Origin of the sequence: Hymenobacter sp. 15J16-1T3B (genome assembly GCF_020711235.1) — a bacterium.
GTDB lineage: Bacteria > Bacteroidota > Bacteroidia > Cytophagales > Hymenobacteraceae > Solirubrum.
Window position 1 is genome coordinate 196,932 of sequence record NZ_JAJFAV010000001.1, and the last position, 21,786, is coordinate 218,717.

Annotated in this window: 14 protein-coding genes; 7 read left to right on the forward strand and 7 right to left on the reverse strand. The window is 67.0% G+C overall.

Annotated features, from left to right (window positions below):
• The first annotated feature begins 60 nt into the window (after positions 1-60).
• The 3 genes from LJ737_RS00840 (at position 61) to LJ737_RS00850 (ending at position 8,616) form a co-directional block, all read left to right on the forward strand.
• Positions 61-1,131: a hypothetical protein gene (locus LJ737_RS00840; RefSeq protein ID WP_227761903.1), complete on the forward strand. Its 1,071-nt coding sequence runs from the start codon at positions 61-63 to the stop codon at positions 1,129-1,131.
• Between the two features lie 205 nt (positions 1,132-1,336).
• Complete coding sequence (locus tag LJ737_RS00845; RefSeq protein ID WP_227761906.1) at positions 1,337-1,618, forward strand: hypothetical protein; 282 nt, start codon at positions 1,337-1,339, stop codon at positions 1,616-1,618.
• Between the two features lie 398 nt (positions 1,619-2,016).
• Positions 2,017-8,616 (forward strand): DUF8696 domain-containing protein, encoded by a 6,600-nt coding sequence (locus LJ737_RS00850; protein ID WP_227761913.1) that lies wholly within the window; start codon positions 2,017-2,019, stop codon positions 8,614-8,616.
• Positions 8,617-8,957: 341 nt separating this feature from the next.
• On the opposite strand, the gene sdaAA is transcribed toward LJ737_RS00850, so the two are convergent.
• Both sdaAA and LJ737_RS00860 read right to left on the reverse strand, forming a co-directional pair.
• The gene (gene sdaAA, locus LJ737_RS00855; RefSeq protein ID WP_227761925.1) at positions 8,958-9,863 is read right to left on the reverse strand and encodes an L-serine ammonia-lyase, iron-sulfur-dependent, subunit alpha; all 906 of its coding nucleotides are present in this window, start codon (positions 9,861-9,863) and stop codon (positions 8,958-8,960) included.
• Positions 9,864-10,064: 201 nt separating this feature from the next.
• Positions 10,065-11,294, reverse strand: coding sequence for a T9SS type A sorting domain-containing protein (locus LJ737_RS00860; protein WP_227761927.1), 1,230 nt, complete (start codon positions 11,292-11,294; stop codon positions 10,065-10,067).
• A 110-nt stretch (positions 11,295-11,404) separates the two neighbouring features.
• On the opposite strand from LJ737_RS00860, the gene LJ737_RS00865 reads away from it, so the two are divergent.
• Positions 11,405-11,845 (forward strand): GNAT family N-acetyltransferase, encoded by a 441-nt coding sequence (locus tag LJ737_RS00865; protein WP_227761929.1) that lies wholly within the window; start codon positions 11,405-11,407, stop codon positions 11,843-11,845.
• Between the two features lie 208 nt (positions 11,846-12,053).
• On the opposite strand, the gene msrB is transcribed toward LJ737_RS00865, so the two are convergent.
• Complete coding sequence (gene msrB, locus LJ737_RS00870; protein ID WP_227761936.1) at positions 12,054-12,518, reverse strand: peptide-methionine (R)-S-oxide reductase MsrB; 465 nt, start codon at positions 12,516-12,518, stop codon at positions 12,054-12,056.
• A gap of 371 nt (positions 12,519-12,889) precedes the next feature.
• On the opposite strand from msrB, the gene LJ737_RS00875 reads away from it, so the two are divergent.
• The gene (locus tag LJ737_RS00875; protein ID WP_227761938.1) at positions 12,890-14,590 is read left to right on the forward strand and encodes an SBBP repeat-containing protein; all 1,701 of its coding nucleotides are present in this window, start codon (positions 12,890-12,892) and stop codon (positions 14,588-14,590) included.
• Between the two features lie 92 nt (positions 14,591-14,682).
• Positions 14,683-16,206: an NAD(P)H-hydrate dehydratase gene (locus LJ737_RS00880; protein WP_227761939.1), complete on the forward strand. Its 1,524-nt coding sequence runs from the start codon at positions 14,683-14,685 to the stop codon at positions 16,204-16,206.
• Between the two features lie 287 nt (positions 16,207-16,493).
• On the opposite strand, the gene LJ737_RS00885 is transcribed toward LJ737_RS00880, so the two are convergent.
• The 4 genes from LJ737_RS00885 to LJ737_RS00900 all read right to left on the reverse strand — a co-directional run bounded on the left by LJ737_RS00885 (position 16,494) and on the right by LJ737_RS00900 (position 20,877).
• Complete coding sequence (locus LJ737_RS00885) at positions 16,494-17,402, reverse strand: UbiA family prenyltransferase (RefSeq protein WP_227761941.1); 909 nt, start codon at positions 17,400-17,402, stop codon at positions 16,494-16,496.
• A gap of 217 nt (positions 17,403-17,619) precedes the next feature.
• Positions 17,620-18,303 (reverse strand): DUF6766 family protein, encoded by a 684-nt coding sequence (locus tag LJ737_RS00890; protein ID WP_227761943.1) that lies wholly within the window; start codon positions 18,301-18,303, stop codon positions 17,620-17,622.
• A 156-nt stretch (positions 18,304-18,459) separates the two neighbouring features.
• Positions 18,460-19,032, reverse strand: coding sequence for an inorganic diphosphatase (locus tag LJ737_RS00895; protein ID WP_227761945.1), 573 nt, complete (start codon positions 19,030-19,032; stop codon positions 18,460-18,462).
• Between the two features lie 108 nt (positions 19,033-19,140).
• Positions 19,141-20,877, reverse strand: a complete 1,737-nt coding sequence (locus LJ737_RS00900) for an alkaline phosphatase family protein (RefSeq protein ID WP_227761946.1) — start codon at positions 20,875-20,877, stop codon at positions 19,141-19,143.
• 166 nt (positions 20,878-21,043) lie between these two features.
• Here LJ737_RS00900 and LJ737_RS00905 point away from each other — a divergent pair, with 166 nt between their 5' ends.
• Complete coding sequence (locus LJ737_RS00905) at positions 21,044-21,772, forward strand: HAD family hydrolase (RefSeq protein WP_227761948.1); 729 nt, start codon at positions 21,044-21,046, stop codon at positions 21,770-21,772.
• The last annotated feature ends 14 nt before the right edge of the window (positions 21,773-21,786 follow it).

The following is a 21,786-nucleotide window of genomic DNA, read 5'->3' on the forward strand; positions in this document are numbered from 1 at the left end:
GTGGGCCGCCTAAGCCGTAGAACGTTGTATGCCGCACCGCCTTAGCCTGCTTTCCGCCTGATGTCCTGGGACTTATTGTTACGCGCCGCGGTGCTGCTGGCCGGGCTGCTGTTGATGGTCCTGACCCTATCGGCTGCTATCCGCTCATTTGTCTTACCGCGCAACCAGTCGGTGCTCATCAACGGTTGGCTGTTTCAGGCCGTGCGCTGGGTGTTTCACGGCGTGGCGGCCCGGGCCCGCACCTACGGCGCCCGCGACCGGGTGCTGGCCATGTACGCCCCGGTGGCCCTGGTCGCGCTGCCCATTTTCTGGCTGACGCTGCTCTCGGTGGCGTACGCGGGCGTGTTCTGGGCCCTAGACGAGGGCTCTTGGGCCCGCTGCTACCGCATCAGCGCCAGCTCCCTGCTCACCATCGGTGCCGACGAGCCCAGCCGCGGCCTCGTGGCCTCGGCCCTCTCCTACTCCGAGGCGGCGCTGGGTCTGCTGCTGCTCACCCTGCTGATATCTTACCTGCCCACCATCTACCAGTCGTTTTCGCGGCGGGAGTTGGTGGTGGCCCGCCTGGAACTGCGCGCCGGCACGCCGGGCTCGGTTACAGCCCTGCTGACCTGGCTGCAGCAGGCCGGTTGCCTCAGCGACAACCCTGAGCCCTGGCAGCGCTGGGAAGAGTGGTTTGTGGAAATCGAGGAGTCACACACCTCCCTGCCCATTCTCTCGTTTTTTCGCTCGCCGCAGCCCGGCCGCTCCTGGGTGACGGCCGCCGGCGTGATTCTCGACGCCAGCGCCCTGCTCGCCAGCAGTGTTGACCTGCCCGGCAGTGCCCACCGCGACGCCTGCTTCAAGGCCGGCTGCATGGCGCTGGACCACGTGCACCGTTTTTTCACCGAGCGTATGCACACCCGGCCCAACCCTCGCCTCAACCACGGCCACAGCCCCGCCACCGACGAGCCCCGGCGCGAGGACTTTGAAACCGCCCGGCGCCAGCTGGCCGACTGCGGCCTGGCCATTGCGCCCGACGCCGACGCGGCTTGGCAGCAGTACATTGCCTTGCGCCAGCACTACCGCGAGGCCTTGTTGTTTCTGGCGCAGCTCACAGTGGCGCCCGCTGCCAAAGCCCTGATCAGTACCTGAGCCGGCACCCGCATGCAGTTATCTTATAGTCAGATAGCCGTAAGACTAATTGAAGCGGATATGCTAATACTAGCAAGCCGGGCGGGACCTCCGTTCAAAACAACCTACAGAGGCCTGCTGCTGGTCTTGCTGACGCTACTGGGCACGCCAGTGGCCTGGGCGTAAAGCTCGGTCGGCTCGACCTCGGACCGCCACTGCCGGCTTCGTGCACCGCGAAGCCGGCAAGCAGGGCCTGCGGCGCTACTACCGCCTGCGCCAGTTGGACCTCGACGGCTACTACGGCTCTGTTCGGCACGCGCACCGGGCCGTTCGAGCAGTGACCAAGCTGGCCGTCGTGGCTTTCGCCGGCCCAGAGCTGGTGCGGCTGGACGCCGTGGGCCGGGTGGCGCTGCGCCAGATGGCCACGCTGCAGGCCGGCGCCCCACGCCTGCCGCTGCGCCTGGCCCCGGCCGGCCAGACCGGCACGGGACGCGTGGTGAAGTCGTAAGCACTGCGCTTGCCTTTGCAAAAAGCCTCACCGGTTCTGCCGGCGGGGCTTTTTTGCATTTGGCCCCGGACGACTGAAATGCCCCGGGCCGCCGACCGCACAACTGGGGCGGCGGCCCCCGAACCCATCGCCGCCATAAGCGCCTGGCCCATGCGGCGCACCACATTATCGTGTGAGGCGGCAGGCACATTCTCATGTGATAAGCGCCGCCCTGGGGCCCCTCTACTTTTGTTGCGGCCCGATGGTACTGTACCGAGGTACTTGTCGGGTGCTGCCAGCGGCGCTGGCCCGGGCGGCTGCGGCCGCCCTGTTTTCCCTGCTTTTTCCTCCGTCCGAACCGGTCCCGCGGGCCCGGGCGGCGCGGTGTTGCCCTTTCCGTTCCCTTTCCCTACCCTGCTATGAAACACGTATTCCCGCGTTCGGCGCGGCCTCCCGGTGCCGGGCGCTTCTTGCGGCGGCGCGGCGGCTTGCTCACGCTGCTGGCGGCCCTCTGGGCGCAGCTGGCCTCGGCCCAAACCACGCTCGTCAACGAGTCGTTCGAGGGCGGCTCGTTCGGGTCATTCGTCGCCGTCAACGGCGGGCTGACCAACCGCTGGGTGGCCGGCGCCAACGCCGGCAACGGCCCTTCGGCCACTGGCGCGGGCGCGGCCTACATCAGCAACAACCCCGCTACCCTGCCCCACGGCTACTCCACCGGTTCGTCCGCGGTGGTGCACCTGTACCGCGACGTAGCGTTTCCGGCCGGCGAAACGGCCATCCGCTTTTCTTTCGACTGGCGTGGCGTGGGCGAGGGCGTCTACGACCACCTGCGCGTGTACCTAGCCCCGACGTCGTTTGTGCCGGTGGCCGGCACGTTGCCCGCGGGCACCGGCGTGACGCTGCTGCTGACCAACCTGCACACCCAGAGCGCCTACACCACGGCCGACCTGACCTTGCCCAACGCCCTGGCAGGCAGCAGCCAGCGCCTGATCTTTACCTGGACCAACGACGGCAGCGGCGGCGCCCAGCCCCCGGCGGCCATCGACAACGTACTGCTGACCAGCCAGGTACCTACCGGACTGAGCGGCACCTACACCATTCGGCCGGCCGAGCCTGCCAGCGCCACCAATTTCCGCAGCCTCACGGCGGCCATCAATACCCTGAACGCCAACGGCGTGACCGGGCCCGTTACCGTGGAGCTGGCCGCCGGGCTGACGCTGAGCGAAACCACCCCGGCCCTGACGGTGTCGGGCACCAGCACCCGTCGCATCACCTTCACCCGCACCGGCACGGGCGTCAACCCGGTGCTGCAGTCCACCGCCGGCACCGAAGCCGGCATCGACCTGCTCGGCGCCGACTACGTGACCTTCGACGGCATTGATGTGACGGGTGGCGCCACCTACGGCTACCGGGTGCGCAGTGCCTCGGGCACCAACGGGGCCGCCTACAATATCATCCGCAACGCCAGCATCACGCTCAGCGGGGCCAACACCACCATCGGCGTGGTGCAGGTGTCGAACGGGCAACTGGGCAGCGCCGCGGCCAGCGCGGCCACCGGCCTCAACCAGGGCAACCGCTACCTGAACCTGACCGTGGCCCGCGCCCAGAGCGGCATCGTGGCCCTGAGCACGGGCTCCAGCTGGCCGGAATACGACCTGGAAATCAGCGGCTGCACCCTGGGCTCGGCCGACGCGAGCGGGCCCATCGGCAACAACGGCACGACGGCCTACGGCATCCGCACCTTCATGGTGCGCCGCCTGAGCGTGCACGACAACCGCGTGCAGAACGTGAGCGGCGCCCCGGGGCACGGCATCTACCTGGAGTACTGCTCGGGCAAGGGCACCAACCTGACCAGCGCCACCGACGCGGGCGCCGGCAACGACGCCTCCAACGTGTACGGCAACGTGGTGACGGGCATCCGGCAGTACTACAACCACAGCACGCCCTCCTACGGCCTGTACGTGACTACCTACGACAACAACGGGCAGATTCTCAACATCTACAACAACGCCATAGCCGACGTAACGGCCGCGCCCTACCTCGGTTCGGCCACGATTTCGCGCCTGATTACGGGCTTCGGCCTGGGCACCAGCGGCGGCTACAACAACGAGGTGAACGTGTGGCACAACTCGGTGCGCATCGACGGCTCGGCCTCGCTCAACGCCTCGAATACCTGCTTCGAGCTGGCCAACAGCAGCGTGGCCAAGCTCAACTTCCGCAACAACGTGCTGTCCAACCACACCGGCGCCGGCCAGGGCAAGCACTACTGCTGGATTACGCCCTACTCCTCCGTTACCACGCCCTTCGGCGGCGCGGGCTCGGTATCGGACTACAACGACCTGTTCGTGGCCACCGCCAGCAACGGCTTCGTGGGCGCCGCGGGCAACCCGCAGCTCAACAGCAGCACGGCCGACAAAACCCGCATCGAGGACTGGCGCCCGGCCGTGAACCAGGACCTGCACTCCCTGAGCGCGGACCCGATGTTTCAATCGGCCACCGTGCTGCGGCCCAGCAACACCCTGCTGAACAACCAGGCCACGCCGCTGGCTTCCATTACCACCGACCTCAGCGGCACCGCCCGCGGCAGCGCCCCCGACCCCGGCGCCTACGAGTTCAGCCCCGCCGCCATCGACATGGCCGTGGATGCCCTGCTCTACCCCACCGCCACCAGCTGCTACAGCCCCACCGACGAGCCGGTGATGGTGCGCCTGCGCAACAACGGCACCGCCCCCATCACCTTCTCGCCCAGCCAGCCCATCACCATCACGGTGCAGATTACGGGCCCGACCACGCAGACACTCACGACCACCTACACCGCCAACACCACCGTGCCCGCGGGCAGCATGTGGCCGGTGGGCCTGGCCGGCCCGGTGCCCATGGCCCAGCCCGGCACCTACGCGTTCAGCGTGAGCATCAGCACGCCCGGCGACGCGGTGGCCGGCAACAACACCCTCACGCCCGCCCCCACTCGCACGGTGCTGCCCACGGCCGCCCTGCCCCAGGACGTGAGCTTCAGCGGCTTCAACGGCACCAACCTGACCACGGCCTTCCCGAACTGGACCGAAGCCAGCGGCGGCAGCCTGCCCGGCGCCACCGGTTCTTCGCTGTGGGAAGCGACGACCACGGCCGTGCCCGGCAACACGGTGGCCCGCCTCAACCTTTATACCGGCAGCCGCCAGGAGTGGCTGGTCGGCCCGAAAGTCGTGGCCACGGCCAGCACCGTATTCCGCTTCAAAGCCGCCATTTCGGAGTACAACAGCCCCGCCACCACGCCCGACAACACCGGCGGCATGGCCAACGGCACCGACGACGCCCTGCAGGTGCTCGTGTCGACGGACTGCGGCAACTCGTTTGCGCCGGTCTTCACCATTTCGGCCGCCAACAACAACGTGCCCGCCAACGGCGGCGGCTTCGTTGACTTCGTCGTGCCCCTCGACGCCTACGCCGGCCAGCAGATCATCGTGGCCCTGAAAGCCACCGACGGCCCCATCGACAACACGCCCGACTACGACCTGCTGCTCGACGACCTGTTTATCGGCACGCTCACGGCCGACGTGGGCGTGGTGGCCCTGACCAGCCCGCTGACCACGGGCTGCTACTCCAACGCCGAAAACGTGACGGTGCGGGTGCAGAACTACGGCGCCAGCCCGGTGAGCAACGTGCCGGTGCAGGTGACGGTGGGCGGCCCGGTGCCGACCACGCTCACGGCCACCGTGCCCGGTCCCATCCCGGCCAACGGCACCGCCGACGTAGTCGTGGGCCAGCTGAGCCTGACCGCCGCCGGCCTCTACACCTTCGACGCCACGACCCAGCTGACCGGCGACGTGACGAGCGGCAACGACGCGCTGCCCCAGCAGACGCGCCGCCAGAACGGCGTGGCCGCCCTGCCCCAGCAGCTGCCCTTCACCGGCTTTGCCGACAACCTGCCCACGCTCTACCCGGGCTGGTTTGAATCGACCGACCTGGTGACCAGCGGCAGCTCCTACTGGGTGGCCAACTCCGGTGCCCAGCGCGCGGCCCTCACCGAAACGGCCAAAGTGAACATCTACAGCGCGGGCCGCGAAGCCTGGATTGTCGGGCCGCGCATTCTGGCCACGGCCACCACGCGCCTCTCCTTCCGCGCCGGCGTCACGGAGTACAACCAGGCCGGCGCCGACCCGCTGGGCATGGCCGGCACCGACGACGCGGTGTACGTGGGCGTGTCGACCAACTGCGGCGGTAGCTACGCGCACGTGCTGACCTTCAACGCCGGCAACCTGCCGCTCAACGACGGCACGCTCGGCCTCTACGACGTGGACCTGAGCGCCTACGCCGGCCAGGAAATCATCGTGGCCTTCGGCGCCACCTCGGGCTCGGTCAGCAACGCGGCCGACTACGACTTCCACCTCGACGACGTGTACCTGCGCAACGGCGCTAGCCTCGACGTGCGCCCCGTGACGCTGGCCGCGCCCCAGCTCGGCGGCTGCTTCGGCCCGGCCGAGCCGGTGCTGGTGACGGTGAAAAACGACGGCGCCGCCACCCTCGACCTCAGCCTGAACCCCGTGACCGTGACGGCCGTGGTAACCGTGCCGGGCGGCGGCACCCGCACCCTGAGCAGCACGCTGAACACCGGTACCCTGGCCGCCGGCGCCACGCTGGACGTGCAGGCCGGCACCCTCGACATGAGCGCCACGGGCAGCTACTCCTTCGCCCTCACGGCCACTGCCAGCGGCGACGCCAACCCGGCTAATGACCCGCTCGGCACCGCCATTGTGCGCACGGTGGCCGTGCCCACGGCCGGGGCTATTTCGCCCAGCAGCACCGGCGTGTGCGAAAACACCAGCGTGCAGCTCACCCTGGCCGGCTCGGCCAACGGGCAGGTGCAATGGCAGCAGTCGACTGACAACGTGACCTTTACCGACATCAGCGGCGCCGCCGGCCTGACGTATACCTCGCCGGCCCTGACCGTTAACACCTGGTTCCGGGCCCAGACGCGCTGCCTGAGCCGCGTGGCCACCACTTCGGCCGTGGCCGTGACGGTAGGCACCCCGCGCGTGGTCAGCGCCGCCTCGCCGGTGCGCCGCTGCGGCTCCGGCAACGTGGGCCTCTCGGCCACGCTGAGCGGCGGGGCCGCCGCCCGCTGGTACGACGCGCCCACCGGCGGCACGGTGGTATCGAACAGCAGCTCCTTCATCCTGAGCGTGAGCAGCAGCCGCACCTACTACGTGGCGGCGGTGGTGACCAACGGCAGCGGCGGGGAGTGCGAAAGCGCCCGCACCGCAGTGCAGGTGCTCATCGACGAAGCCCACACCGCCGATGCCGGCCCGGCCACGGCCACGGTGTGCGGCGGCGGCAACTACGCCCTCAGCGGCAGCATCGGCGGCGGGGCCAGCAGCGCCACCTGGACGAGCACCGGCTCGGGCACCTTCACGCCCAATGCCGCGGCCCTGAACGCCACCTACCAGCCTTCGGCGGCCGACCGCACCGCCGGCACCGTGACCTTGAAGCTAACTACTGACGCGGCCGGTGCCTGCAGCACGGCCCAGGACCAGATTGTCCTGACCCTCGGCGGCACCGTGAGCACCTGGACGGGCGCGGTGAGCAACGACTGGTTTGACGCCGGCAACTGGACCGACTGCGTGCCCGACGCCAGCACCGACGCCTACATCCCGGCCGTCGTTGGGCGGCCCAACCCGAGCATCAGCGGCGGCACGGCAGCCGTGCGCCACCTCACCGTTGACGGCACCGGCGGCCTGCTGATGAGCGGCGGCACCCTGCGCGTGTGGGGCAGCTGGCAGCACTCGGCCGGCAATACCAGCGCCCTGAGCGGCGGCACGGTGCAGTTCGACGGCGACGTGAACCAGCCGCTGACCGGCGACGTGCACTTCGCCAACCTGACCATCAACAAAACCAGCGGCGCGGCGCTGCTGCACACCGGGCACATCTTCGTCAGCGGCACGTTGCGCTTTGTGAGCGGCCGCATTTCGGCCGGCACCGACCCGGTGACGCTGGCGCCCGGCGCCCAGCTCGTGGGCGAGTCGGAAACGGCGTACGTCGACGGCCGCATCCAGACCACGCTGAACCTGAACGCCGCCGACGTGGCCAGCACCTGCGCCGGCCTGGGCCTCAAGCTCACGCCCCACGGCAGCACCCTGCCCGGCCTGACCACCGTGCTGCGCAGCACCGGCTTCTACTACAGCCGCAACGACGGCCCGATGCGCCTGAGCATCCGCCGCACCTTCGACATCCGCCCGGCCGTGGACCAGGGCCTGAACGTGGATATGGAAGTGCGCTACCTCGACGCGGAGCTGAACGGCCTGAACGAGAACAGCCTGACGCTGTTCAGCTCCTCGAACAACGCCACGTCCTGGAACCAGGAGTACCACCAAAGCCACGACACCGGCACCAACACCCTGCTGCAGCGCGGCCTGAGCCACTTCTCGCTCTGGACGCTGGCCGAGGGCAGTGGTCCGCTGCCAATTTCGCTGGTCTCTCTCACGGCCCAGGCCCAGGCCGCCGGCACGGTGCTGGTGCGCTGGGAAACGGCCCAGGAGCTCGACGTGCTGCGCTACGAAGTGCAGGTATCTACCGACGGGCAGCAGTTCCGCACCATCGGCACGGTGCTGCCCGCCGCGCCCACCTCGACCAGCCGCCGCCAGTACAGCTTCGTTGACCGAGACGCCCAGCAGCCCGGCCTGCGCTACTACCGCCTGCGCCAGCTCGACCTCGACGGCACCGAGGCCCTGTTCGGCCCGCGCACGGTGCAGATGGGCCGGGCGCAAGCCGCGCAGCTCAGCGCCCACCCGAACCCGTTTGGCTCGGAAGTACGCCTGCGCCTGAGCAGCCCCACGGCCCAGCCCGCCACCGCCCTGCACCTGCTCGATGCCAGCGGCCGCGTGGTTCTCACCCGCACCATCGACGTGCCGGCCGGCACGTCGGAGCTCACGCTGACGGAGCTGGACCGCCTGCCTGCCGGCCTCTACACCCTGCAGCTGACCCTCGACGGCCGGCCGCAGCGCCTGAAGCTGATGAAGCAGTAGCGGCCTCCCGAGTCGCGCATCAAAAAAGCCCCGAATCGATTTGATTCGGGGCTTTTTTGCGTCAATCAGCTAGCAGCAGTAGATTCAGAACCGTAACGCCTGCCGCTTCGCCTGAACAGCCAGAAAAAGAACGTCATGTCGAGCCCAGTCGAAACATCTCGCGGGCTTCGTTGCACGATGACAATAGAACGTCATGCTGAGCCTGTCGAAGCATCTCTACCGCTTCATCAGGACTCGTTCAATGAAGCAGTAGAGATGCTTGGACTGCGCGGACGCCAGATAAGGCATGACGAAATGGTCTTCAGACACCGTCATTAGCCCCTGGCAACGAATGAACAGGCTCAGGCTTCCGGCTGGTCGGGCAAGATCTGAATGTCCTGCACCAGCACTTTCTGCTCGATTTGCCGGGCGCGAGGTGTGTTGGCCAGGCCGCCCAGAGCGGTTTCTTTGTAGCGCGTTTCCATGCTTTCCCCCACTTCGCCCAGGGCCGCCACGCACTGGTCGACGGGGATGACCGGGTCGACGCCAGCAATGGCAATCTGGGCCGAGGAGAAGGCAATGGCCGAAGCCGAGGCGTTGCGCACCACACAGGGCACTTCCACCAAGCCGGCCACTGGGTCGCACACCAGCCCGAGCATGCACTGAATGGTAATGGCCACGCCGGCAAAGGTTTCCTCCACCGAGCCGCCGAGGCAGTACACGATGGCGGCGGCCCCCATGGCGGCGGCCGAACCGGTTTCGGCCTGGCAGCCGCCCACAGCCCCGGCCAGGGAGGCGTTCTGCTCAATGATGAGGGCCACGCCGGCCGCAATCAGCAGGCCTTCGAGGATGCGGCGGTCGTCGAGCTTGTGCAGCTCCTGCAGGGTGGTGAGGATGCCGGGCAGGATGCCCGAGGCGCCAGCCGTGGGCGCGGCCACCACGCGGCCCATGCAGGAGTTGACTTCCTTGGCCCCGAGGGCGCGGGTCACCAGCATCTTGAACTCGGGCGAGAGGACAGTAACGGGCGAGGCGGCCACTTTCTTGGCGCCGTTCTTAATCATACCCGAGCGCGAGGTCATGTCGGCCGAGAGGCCGGTGTGGACGGCGTCGCGCATCACGTCGTAGGCGCGCTGCAGGCCGTCCCAGATTTCCTGCTCGGAGCGGCCCTTCTGCTCCATTTCGTAGGTCAGCACGGGCTGCCACAGGGCCTCGCCGGTGCTGGCGCAGTGCTGCTGCCAGGAAGCGAAATCGGTGAATAACAAAGACATGGTCGGGTGGGGAAAGGGGGAATGGGGGACGAAAAAGAACCGGGCCCCAGCTGCTTCAAACGCAGGCCGCCGGGCCGAGGTGCCGCCGGGGCCGGCGAATTTCGGTATTTCCGCCCGGCCGGCGGCTGGCCGGGGCTAAACGCACAACCGCCGGACCTGGCAAACAGATCCGGCGGTTGGCAAATGCGGGGGCGGGGCGGCTTAGCGCACCAGCAGCCGCTGCGTCTGGCTGCTGCCGGCAGCCGAGAGGCGCACGGTGTACACGCCCGCGGGCAGGGGCTGGCGCAGGGTGAGCTGCTGGGCACCGGCGCCCTGCGACTGGGCCGGCAGCGGCGTGGCCACCACCCGGCCCAGCACGTCGAGCACCTCCACCGACGCCACGGCGGCCTGCGGCAGCTGGTAGCTTACCTGCGCGGCACCGACGCTGGGGTTGGGGTACACGCGCAGACCGGCGTCGAGGCGGCGCGGGGCGGCCACGGCCAACACCCGCTGGTAGGTGTACTGGTACCGTTCGTCGTCGGCGTAGGCGCCGTTGCGGTACTGCTGGCTGAGCTCCTGGGTCAGATTGCCATCGGCGTCGTAGGTGTTGATGCCCTGCATAAACGGCTGCCAGGTAGTAGCGCTGGCCGCTTTTTCCAGCACGTAGCCGGCGGTGAGCCCGGCGGTGGTGTAGCTGCTAACGGTGCGGTAGGTGTTGACGAAGGCGCCGTTCACGTACTGCTGCTGCACGTCGGAGGTGCGCTGCCCCAGCGCGTTGTAAGTAAATACGTCGCGGACGAAGGGCGTGAACGACGCGCCCGAGGCGTCAGCCAGCTCAAAATCGGCCATGGCCACCCGGCCCTGCGTGTCGTAGGTGAAGACTTCCTGGTCGTCGGCCAGCCACGCCGAGCCGAAGTAGGACTCGTCCAGAATGCGCGTGTTCTGGCCCTGGGCGTTGTAGAAGTAGGTAGTGCGGCCGTAGGGGCGCCAGGAGCCACTTACGCGCAGGGTCGTGACTTCCTGCTGCAGGCGGCCCTGCACGTCGTAGGCGTAGTTGACGGCCAGCGTCGGGGTGGTGCTCAGCGTGCCGTTGGTGTACACGTAGGTCGTGTCCGAGAGCAGTTTGTCCGCGGCGCTGTAGCGGTAGTTTTGCTGCCGCAGGGGGCGCAGCACCGCGCCGCGGGTGGGAGCGTTTTCGCGCAGTTGGCGCATGGGCAGGCCCGCCGCGTTGAAGCTGGAGTTGGTGAAGCGCAGCGTGTCGAGCCAGGCCCCGCCGCGGTACTGCTGCTTCAGTATGCTGAGGAGCCGGGCGCTGGAGGTGGCGGCGGGCCGTTGCGCGGCCGGGCTTGGGGCAGTGGTGGGCTGACGCGGGCTGTGCCGCGGGGTCGTCGACGTCTGGGCCGAGCCGGCCAAGGTGCCTAGGAGCAAAGCCGGGAGTAGCAGTGCCTTCATGAAGGGAATGTAGGAGAATGAAAAATTGGGGTTTCCAAATATACCGCTTCCCGGCCCGGTCGTTTGCTAGTCGGGTAACGGCCGTACTTTACCCGGCCATTTCGCCTTTCATGTCTCCCGAACAGTTCACCCTCAGCACCGATCCGGCCCGCCTCGACGTGGCCCTGATTCACGACTTCCTGAGCAACCACTCCTACTGGGCTCCGGGCATCAGCCGGGAGCTGGTGGAGCGCAGCATCCGCCATTCGCTGTGCTTCGGTCTCTATGCCCCCGATGGCCGGCAGGCCGCCTTCGCCCGCATCATCTCCGACCGCGCCACCTTCGCCTACCTCTGCGACGTGTTCGTGCTCGAAGAATTCCGCGGCCGGGGCCTGGGCAAGCTGCTGATGCAGCACATCAGCGCGCACCCCGAACTGCAGGGCCTGCGCCGCTGGATGCTCGCCACCCGCGACGCCCACTCGCTTTACGCGCAGTTCGGCTTCACGCCGCTGGCCAACCCGCCGCGCTTCATGGAAAACGCCAAGCTCGACCCGTACCGGCCGGCGCAGTAGCCGCTGTTGTTGCTTGTGCTTCTGAACGCACCGAAAGCTCTGCCTCGTACTCCGCACCAACGCCAAAGCGCCGCTGCCAACGGAGGAAGTTGGCAGCGGCGCTTTTCGCCCTAGGCAGATAGCAAAAGAACGTCTGCTCGTTGTGGTCAGCGGCGGGGCAAGGAGCGGAGCAAGGTCTTTGCTTTGCCCAGGATGCCGGTTCTCACGTTCAGCTCTGCACCTTTTCGTCTTCGGCCACTAGCTTGAGGGAAGCCGAGTTGATGCAGAAGCGCAGGCCGGAGGGCCGCGGGCCGTCGGGGAAGACGTGGCCCTGGTGGGCGTCGCACACGTTGCAGAGCACTTCCACGCGCACCATGCCGAAGCTGGTGTCCTTCTTGTATTTCACCACGTTGTCCTTTACCGGCTCGGTAAAGCTCGGCCAGCCCGTGCCCGACTCAAACTTGGTGCGCGAGTCGTAGCAGGGCGTGCCGCAGCACACGCAGGCGTAGAGTCCCGGGTCGTGGGCTTCGCAGTATTCGCCGGTGCCGGGGCGCTCGGTGCCGTGCTGGCGGGTCACGTAGTACTGCTCGTCGGTGAGCTGCTGGCGCCACTCAGCATCGGTTTTCTCGACGCGGTGGTCGGGGGCGGGGGTGCCGTTGTTGGCTTCGCGGATGACGTCGGCCCAGGTGTACATAAGCTTGGCAGGTAACAGTTGAGTACTACAAACGGCCAACCTGCCCGATGGTTTTTGCCGCGCTGCGGTGGCCCAGCGCCCCTCCGCTTCGGCGGCCGCTGCGCTTATTCCGGGGTGCTTATACTCCTGCAAAACATTGCCTCCCAAAAATTGCCATTGGTTCGGCAAATCCGGAAGTTTAACGAAAGGCGCCGGCGTTCATTCGTGCCCCACCCATTGACAGCGTACCGACGCGCAATCAGTTCACCCTTTTTGGCTCGGTTATGTCTGTTTTTTATCTGCTTTCCCTGCCGCATCTGGGCAATGCAGCCCGCCGGGGCGCGTGGGTTCTCGTGCTCGGACTAGCGGTCCTCCTATTCCCCCGCGGGCTCGTGGCGCAGACCGTTGCCTGGACCGACTACTCGGTCGGGGTGCAACTCGCCTACGCCCCGTACACGAAGTGCGTCGATATGAAAGTGGACGCGAGCGGCAATGTATACCTGACCTACACCTACCTGGGCAGCGGGCGGGTTGATTACATCACGGTCAAGGTAGGGGCGACGGGCATTCTGCAGTGGACGGCCGAATACAACGGCACCGGCAATGGCACCGACCGCGCCGCCGCCCTGGCCGTGGATGCCAACGGCAACGTGTACGTCACGGGCACGTCGATGGGGCCCTACGGGCTCAACGAGTTTGCTACCGTGAAATACAACGCCGCCGGCACAGAGCAATGGGTACGCCGCTACGGCGCCAACGGCTTTGAATGCCGGGCCAAGGCCATGGCCATTGACGGTGCCGGCAACATCTACATCACCGGCATCACCCCATCGGCCAACGACTTTTCGACCAAGCGCTTCGACGACGTCATGACCCTCAAGTACAGCTCCGACGGGGTGCTGCGCTGGGCCGTGCGGGGCGGCAGCAACACCAAAGCCGACGACCCGGTGGGCATAGGCCTCGACGGCGCCGGCAACGTGTACGTAGCCGGCTCCAGCGTGGAAGAAGCCGCTGCCCCCAGTGGCACCTGGCGAGTGGAAACCGTATACCTGATCGAGAAATACCTGCCCAATGGCATTCGGCAGTGGTCCGCGCGGCACATTTTCCCGCGCGGTGGCGGCCGGCACGAAGCCCGGGCCATGACCGTGGACGCGGCCGGCAATACCTACGTGACCGGAACCATGATGCTGGCCGGCGGCAGCTACCCCGCCTACTATACCGTCAAGTACAACTCCAGCGGTGCGCTTCAGTGGTTCGACAACTATGCGCCGCAGGACAACGACTATTCGAGTGCCAACGCCATTGCCGTAAGCAGCGTGGGCAATGTCTACGTGACGGGGCGCCTGTCGCTGCGCGGGGTGGGCAACTACTACGGCACCCTGAAATACAGCCCGACCGGCCTGCTCTTGTGGGGCAAGTACTACGGCTACGGGGGTAACAACGAGGCCCTGGGGGTGGCCGTGGACGCCAGCGACAATGCCTACGTGACCGGCCTGACCACCGGCAGCGCCAGCGTGACCACCGACTACACGACCCTGAAATACCACGCCGACGGCCCCCAGCTCTGGGTAAAAAGCTTCAACGGCTACGGCAAAGGGGACGACCGCGCAGAAACCATCGTGGCCGACCGCGCCGGCAATGTATTCGTAACGGGCACTTCCAACGACGGCGGGCCGTATTACGACGCGGTAACCATTAAATACGCGCCCGCTGCCGGCCTCAAATCCCCCTCGGCACTGGTGCCGGGCGTACCGAATTCCAGCCCGCTGCCTTCGGGTGCACCCAGGGCCACGGGCACCTCGCCTACCGCGCCGGGTCCGGCCGGGTTGGCCGATGAGCTATCCGCCTTTCCGCTGCCGTTTACCAGCGCCACCACCATCCGCTTTGGCCTTGCCGCCGACGCTGCCCAAGCGCGCCTGCAGGTGTTCGACGCGCTGGGCCGCGTGGTAGCCACGCTGCACGAAGGCCCCCTGACCGCCGGGCGGCGGTACAGCGTGCAGCTGCCCGGCGCCACGCTGGCCGCCGGGCTTTACGTATGCCGCCTGAGCACGCCGACCACGACGCAGCAGATCCGGCTGACCCGGAGCCGCTAGCGCGGCCGCCACGCCGGAATTGGCCGTTGGGGGTACCCATCCGCGCGGCAGGAGCGTAAGGACGATAGGTTTCCTGTCGTCGATTGTCGTCCATGAAAATTCTCACCGCCGCCCAAACCCGCCAGGCCGACGCCGCCACCATCAACGCGGAAGGCATCCGCTCGGTGGCCTTGATGGAGCGCGCCGCTACCGCCTTCACCGACTGGCTCACGGCCCGCCTCTCCCCCGCCGACGCCGGCGACCTGCTGGTGCTCTGCGGCCCCGGCAACAACGGCGGCGACGGACTGGTGGCCGCCCGCCGGCTGCACGAGCAGGGTTACCGCGTGCGGGTGGGCCTGCTACCGGCCGACAAGCATTCCGCCGACTTCGAGCACAACCGCCAGCGCCTGCCGGCCGAAGTGCCCGTGGCCGAATGGGGCCCCGGGCAGCTGCCGCCCATCGAGCCAAGCACGGTGGTCATCGACGCGCTGTTCGGCACCGGGCTGAGCCGGCCGCTCGATGGCGCCGCTGCGGCCGTGGTGCAGCACTTAAACGCGGCCCGGTCCCGCGTCGTGAGTATCGATCTGCCCTCCGGCCTCTTTGCCGACGCCCCGCAACCCCAGGACAGCCCGGTGGTAGAAGCCCGGCACACCGTGACGTTTGAGCTGCCCAAACTGGCGCTGCTGCTGCCGCAAAACGCCCGCTATGTGGGCCGCTGGCACGCGCTGCCCATCGGGCTGAGCCCGCGGTTTCTGGCCGACGTCGAAGCGGACCGGCACCTGGTGGACGCCGCGCTACTGGCCTGCCGGCTGCCTGCACGGCCTACGTTTGCCCACAAGGGCACCTTCGGGCACGCGCTGCTGCTAGCGGGCAGCAAGGGCAAAATCGGGGCGGCAGTGCTGGCGGCCCGCAGCTGCTTGCACGGCGGGGTGGGCCTGCTCACGGTGCAGGTGCCCGCCGTGGGCTACGCCGTGCTGCAAACCGCCGTGCCCGAGGCCATGTGCCTGGCCGACGCGTGCAAAAGCCACCTCAGCGAATTGCCCGAGTTGAAAGCCTACAACGCCGTGGGCATGGGCCCCGGCATCGGGCAGGACGACGAAACCCGCGCCGTGCTGGAGGAGCTGCTCTGCACCGCCCAAGTGCCGCTGGTGCTCGATGCCGACGCGCTGAACCTGCTCGGTGCCAACCGCCCGCTCCTCGACCTGCTCCCACCCGACACCCTGCTTACGCCCCACCCCAAGGAGTTTGAGCGCCTCACCGAGCCGGCCCGCGACGATTACCACCGCCTCGAGCTGCTGCGCGACTTTGCCGGCCGCTACCGCTGCTACGTGGTGCTGAAAGGCGCGTATTCCTGCCTCGCCGCGCCCGACGGGCAGCTGTACTTCAACACTACCGGCAACCCCGGCCTGGCCACCGGCGGCACCGGCGACGTGCTCACTGGCCTCTGCCTAGCCCTGCGCGCCGACAAGCGCCTCAGCCCCCTCGACGCGGCCCTGCTGGCCGTCTATGCCCACGGCCGCGCCGCCGATTTAGCGGCTCCGCACACCGGCCAGGCCGGCCTCACCGCCGGCGCCTTGCCGCCCTACATCGGCGTAGCCCTGCAGGAGCTGACGGACCCGGAGTTTCTGGGCGGGTAGCTGAGCAAATAAGCGGGTGAGCGGATAAAGAACGCCATCCTGAGCAACGCGAAGGACCTTCCTCTAACCCTGCACCAATGTCGGAGCGCAGCAACCAACGCCCTGGCATTAGTAAAACTGGCCGGCGCGTCGACATACAGTACTGGTAAATAAACGTTTGCCATTTCGTGGACAGCGACTGTGCAGGGAAGAAAAGTCCTTCGCTTAGGCTCAGGATGACGGGCAGTTTTCTCCGCTCAGCTACTCCGCCGCTGTATCCTGCTCCCTTCATCTACCCATCAAAACGCTCACACCGCCGCGGCCACTATCAGCACTATGGCCTGTACCAGCAGCACGCCGTCGGCCAGCAGGGCAAAGTAGTAGTCGGAGCGGGTTTCGTTGGCAAACCAAACCACCAGCGCCGTGAGCACGGCGGGCAGCAGCAGCACGAGCTGCCCGGCCGGGCTTAGGCCGGGTAGAAGCAACGCCACCGAGGCCAAGGTGCAGGCCAGGGCCAGCCAGCGGCCGCCCTGGTAGCCCAGCAGGCCGGGCAGGGTGAGCGGGCCGTTGCGCCGGTCCCGCTGGTAGTCGCGCAGGTCAAACACCAACGCAATGGCCAGGATAAAGCAGAAGCGCCGAGCAAAGAGCAGCCACACCGGCCCGCTGCTCAGGGGCAAGTCGAGGCAGAGCGCCGGCAGCCACACCGTCACGGCCGACCACACGTAGGCAATCAGAAACGTCTTCAGGCCGGGCCAGTCGCGCAGGCCGCGGCGGCGCCCGCCGGGCTCCTTGGGCGGCAGCACCGGCCACGAATACGCCAACGAGAGCAGGGCTAGGTGCCCCAGAAAGCCCGTTAGCAGCAGCGTGAACGGGGTGAGCAGGTACAAGCCCAGCAGCGCCAGCGCCGAAGCCGCCACAATGCCCACCAGCAGCGGCCGGTGCTGCACAATCCAGCGGCGGCGCGGCGGCACGTTGGGCGGCAGCCGCAGGCTGTGGCGCCGGGCCCCGTTGAGGTTGTACACGAACAGCGTGGCGGCCAGCACTAGGGCCGAAACCGTCCAGGGCAGGGGGCGCCGCCAGTACTGCGCCGACGAAACGGCCAGCGCCGCCGCCGAGCCGGCTACCAGCCCGTTGCTGTACAGCAGAGCATCGAGCAGGCCCTGGGCCCAGCGGACCAAATGGGAAGCAGCGGGACGGGAAACGGCGGGCTCGGCCATACAAAGTCGGGCAGGCCGGTGCGGCGGGCCTGGTTCGGAGCCGCAAAATACGCAGGGCGCGCGGCCACGTACGCCTGCTCGTTGCAAACCTGGCGCCGGCCGCTAGTACCGCCTCGTCCGGCCGCGCGGAGCGGGCTTTGCCGGTCTTCAACGGCGCGGACAAAACGGCCCGCTGCGCAGTGCCGGCCGGTGGGTGCGGCGTTCCACCACCACGGCTCTACTTGCCGGTTTCGTCGTGGGCCGCGTCCACCGGCTTCGACTCGGGCGAGCCGTGCTGCCGCAGCCAGATGGTGAGCACCACGATGCTCACGATGCTCAAAAACTCGCTTTGCCAGTTCTGCAAGGACTCAAACCAGAAGCGCGAGGAGCTGAGGTAGCCCAGGTAGTCGACTTCGGGCTTGCCGTCGGCCTGCTGCTCGATGTTGTACACCTCCATGCCACCGAGCCCGTGCAGGAAAAACGCGCCGAGAAACAGCAGGAAGAACGTGATGCTCAGGGAGCGTTTGTAGAGCCAGAGCACGGCTCCGCCCTGGCGCACCGGCCAGGGTGCCCCGGGCTTGTGCGGGTCGGGCTCCCGGTCCACTTCCTCTTCTTCGTCGAGCTTCTTTGATTCGGCCGAGCCTTTCTGGCGGAGGCTCACGGTGAGCATCACGTAGAGGGCCATCTGCAGGAATTCGCTTTCCCAGTTTTCGAAGGTGGCTTCCACCCAGTGGCCGGAGGTGACGTACTGGCCCAGGCTCAGCTCGGCCAGGTGCATGTCCTGCCGCTCGTCGTTGTAGTCGTGCCAGCCGGTGAGGGTTTGCCCGCCCAGGGTCAGCAGCACCATCAGGGTGATGACCAGGGACAGGCCGTTTTGGTAGAGGAACCGCCTGAGCGGGGTCTTGGGGGTATGTTGAGTCATGGGTTTAGGACGTAGGGAAGGATGGAGTCTTTTCTACGCCCTGCCGCGGCAAAATGTGTTGCACTCTGCCAGGTAAACTCAACCAAAAAGCCCCAACTGCCGGGCAGTCGGGGCTTTTTCAGTATTAACCCGGAAGCCGGGTGCGTACTTATCGGCTTACAGCATGGAAAGCTGGGCCTGGTGGTTGTTTTTGTGGCGGAAAGTCTCGTCGTAGAGCTCCAGGCTGGCCTGCACGATTTTGTAGGCTTCTTCGCGGCCCATGAACTTCTCCACCACCACTTGCTTGTGTTCCAGGGCTTTGTAGTCCTCGAAGAACTTGCGCATCTCCAGCAACGTGTGCGGGGGCAGCTCCGAAATGTCGTTGTAGTGGTTCATCGACACGTCGTTGGCGGCCACGGCAATGATCTTGTCGTCCTCCTCGTTGTTGTCGATCATCTGCATCACGCCGATAACCTTGGCCTCGATCAGGCACATGGGCACCACGTCGACCGAGCAGAGCACCAGCACGTCCAGCGGGTCTTTGTCGTCGCAGTAGGTCTGCGGAATAAAGCCGTAGGCGGCGGGATAGTGCACGGCCGAGAACAGCACGCGGTCGAGCTTGAGCAGGCCGCTGTCCTTGTCCAGCTCGTACTTGCCCTTGGAGCCTTTCGGAATTTCGATGATGGCATTGACAATGCCGGGAGCCTTGGAACCGTAGTTAACGTCGTGCCAGGGGTTGAAATGAGCCATTGTGGTAACTGCGGGCTGCCGGTTCGCACGCGGTGGCAGCGCGGGTAAAAGAAGATGAAATGAAGTCAGCTTGGGTCCCGAAAAACCGCCTGCGGAGCCGGGGCGTCGCTATTTTTTCTTGGTCAGCACGTCCTGCAGGGGTTGCCCGGTGCAGCCGTCGGGCTCCTGAATATGAAGGAACCGGGCTACCGTCGGTGCAATATCGGTAATCCGCGCCGGAAATGCCGACTCGCCCTGCGGCACGCGCCAGCCCCAGAACAGCAGCGGCACGTGGGTATCATACGCACCGGACGAGCCGTGGGTGGTGCCTTTGTTGACCGGGTAGCTGTACGACTCCAGCCAGCCGGGCTCCATCACCACCATCACGTCGCCCGAGCGGCTGGGCAGGTAGCCGTTTTCCAGGTACATCAGCAGCCCGCTTTCCCAGTGCGACTTCTGCAGATCCGTGGCCGCAATGGCGCGTGTGACGCCGGTGAATTGCACGGCCAACTCGACCACCAGTTGCTGCACTTGGTAGAGGTCCAGCTTCTTCTGGGCGATGAGCGGGCGGTTCAGGTACACCTGCTGGTTTTCGTAGCTGAGCACCCACTGTCCCGGCCCCAGCCGGCGCGTCAGACGGGCCTGCAGCGAGTCGCGCCAGAGGCGCGGACCCACCGAGCCGGCCGGAATGCGCTGGCTCTTGAGGAACTCCGGCGAGTGCGCCGCGCCGTGGTCGGCCGAGAGAAACACCAGCGCCTGGCCCTTGCCCACTTGCTGGTCCAGGGCCTTGAGCAGGCGAGCTATTTCGCGGTCGAGGCGCAGGTAGGTGTCCTCGGTTTCGATGGCGTTCGGGCCGAAGTGGTGACCCACGTAGTCGGTGGAGCTAAAGCTCAGGGCCAGAAAGTCGGTTTGCCCGCGCTGGCCCAGCTGCTCGGCCCGCAGGGCTTCGAGGGCGAAGTCCAGGGTGAGCGTGTTGCCGAAGGGCGTGGTGCGCAGCAGGCTGCGGCTTTCCCACTTGGTGCGGGGCGGCTCGCCGGCGCCGGGTTGCTTTACCGGGCCGGCCGCCGTGGCCGCCGGGCCGTTGGGGCCGAGCAGGGCGGGCAAATCGTGCGGAAACACCGGCTTGGTCTCGCCCACGAAGGTGTTTTCCCAGGGCACGTCGTCGGCGGTGCTTTCGGTGTATTGCTCGATGGGCAGCAGCGTGGTCCAGGGCTTGGCCATGTACTGCTCGGGCAGCTTGCGGGCATTGAATTGCTGCACCCACTCGGGCAGCTGCTGGGCGTAGAAGGTGCTGGTGATGAAGGCCCCGTTGACGTCGTCGAACCAGTACGCGGCCGAGGCGGCGTGGCCGGCGGGCAGAATGGAGCCCCGGTCCTTGATGCACACGCCGATGGTCTTGGCCTGAAAGTTCGTGGCCAGGCGCAGCTCGTCGGTGATGGTGGTGGTGAGCATGTGCCGCGGCGACATCTGCCCGGCCGCCGCGCTACCGCCCACGGCCTGCACGCTCTTGTCCTCGGTCACGTAGGTAGCCCGGCCGGCTTCGCGCACCAGCCAGTTGTTGCCGATGATGCCGTGCCCCGAGGGCGTGGTACCGGTATAAATGCTGGCGTGGCCCGGGCCGGTGTAAGTGGGCACGTAGTTGTAGTGGCAGTTTTCGAAGCTGAACCCTTCGCCGAGCAGGCGCCGGAAGCCATCCGCGCCGTACTTGTTCCAATAGCGGTACAGGTAGTCGTAGCGCATCTGGTCCACCACGATGCCCACGACCAGCTTGGGCCGGGGCAGGGGCTTGGTTTTCTGGGCCGAAGCCGCCGGGCCGCCGAGCACGGCCGTGGCGACCAGCAGGCCCGTCAAAAAGGTATTTCGCATAATCGGAACGGTGGTGAGCGGGGCCCAAACGGCGCACGGCCGATCGGGGCCGTCAAAGTTACGGCCCAATCCCGCAACGCCCTACCCAAGAATACCCCCGGCGGCGCCTGCTCCGTACACGCAGGCGGTTATCATTTGATTACCGCTGCCCTTCGCCCCTGCCCTCATGCCCCTCGCTGCCTCCGACCACGCCCTGCTCTTCGACATGGACGGCGTGCTCATCGACAACACATCCTACCAGGCCCGCGCCTTCCAGCTGCTGTTCCGCGAGCTGGGCCTCGACACCAAAGCCCTGCCCCTGCTGCGGCGCCTCAACGGCATGCCCGCCACCAACATCCTCAAAACCGTGTTTCGCCACCCGGTACCGGAAAAGGACCTGAAGCAGTACGCCGACCGCCGCGAATTCCTCTACCGCGTGCTCTACTGGGACAAGCGCCGGGAAATGCCCGGCCTCACCACGTTTCTCGACGCTGCCCGCGCCGCCGGCTTTAAGCTGGCCCTGGGCACCGGCTCGGCCTCCGAAACCATCACCTACATCATCGACCACCTCGACCTGCGCCGCCACTTCGACGTGGTGGTGGGCAAAGACGACGTGGACCGCGGCAAGCCCCACGCCGACACGTTCACGGTAGCGGCGCGGCAGTTGGGCATCCCGCCGGAGCGCTGCGTGGTGTTCGAAGACGCTATCCTGGGCGAACAGGCCGCTTACAAAGCCGGCATGCGCTGCATTGCCGTGGCCAGCACCCTCAAGCCCGCGCAGTTTCAGGCGCCGATGACGGTCATCCAAGACTTCACCCGACTTACGCCCAACCTAGTGCTGACGCTGCTCGAAGCGCACCCCAAAGTGCCGAAGCCGAGCAAGGAGCTGGCCGGGCGGCAGTACATGCACCTGTAACAACAAACCGGCCC

Coding starts and splice junctions, on each gene's coding strand:
- LJ737_RS00840 (WP_227761903.1), top strand. CDS start 61: ATGTCCTGGGACTTATTGTTACGCGCCGCGGTGCTGCTGGCCGGGCTG.
- LJ737_RS00850 (WP_227761913.1), top strand. CDS start 2,017: ATGAAACACGTATTCCCGCGTTCGGCGCGGCCTCCCGGTGCCGGGCGC.
- sdaAA (WP_227761925.1), bottom strand. CDS start 9,863: ATGTCTTTGTTATTCACCGATTTCGCTTCCTGGCAGCAGCACTGCGCC.
- LJ737_RS00860 (WP_227761927.1), bottom strand. CDS start 11,294: ATGAAGGCACTGCTACTCCCGGCTTTGCTCCTAGGCACCTTGGCCGGC.
- LJ737_RS00865 (WP_227761929.1), top strand. CDS start 11,405: ATGTCTCCCGAACAGTTCACCCTCAGCACCGATCCGGCCCGCCTCGAC.
- msrB (WP_227761936.1), bottom strand. CDS start 12,518: ATGTACACCTGGGCCGACGTCATCCGCGAAGCCAACAACGGCACCCCC.
- LJ737_RS00880 (WP_227761939.1), top strand. CDS start 14,683: ATGAAAATTCTCACCGCCGCCCAAACCCGCCAGGCCGACGCCGCCACC.
- LJ737_RS00885 (WP_227761941.1), bottom strand. CDS start 17,402: ATGGCCGAGCCCGCCGTTTCCCGTCCCGCTGCTTCCCATTTGGTCCGC.
- LJ737_RS00890 (WP_227761943.1), bottom strand. CDS start 18,303: ATGACTCAACATACCCCCAAGACCCCGCTCAGGCGGTTCCTCTACCAA.
- LJ737_RS00895 (WP_227761945.1), bottom strand. CDS start 19,032: ATGGCTCATTTCAACCCCTGGCACGACGTTAACTACGGTTCCAAGGCT.
- LJ737_RS00900 (WP_227761946.1), bottom strand. CDS start 20,877: ATGCGAAATACCTTTTTGACGGGCCTGCTGGTCGCCACGGCCGTGCTC.
- LJ737_RS00905 (WP_227761948.1), top strand. CDS start 21,044: ATGCCCCTCGCTGCCTCCGACCACGCCCTGCTCTTCGACATGGACGGC.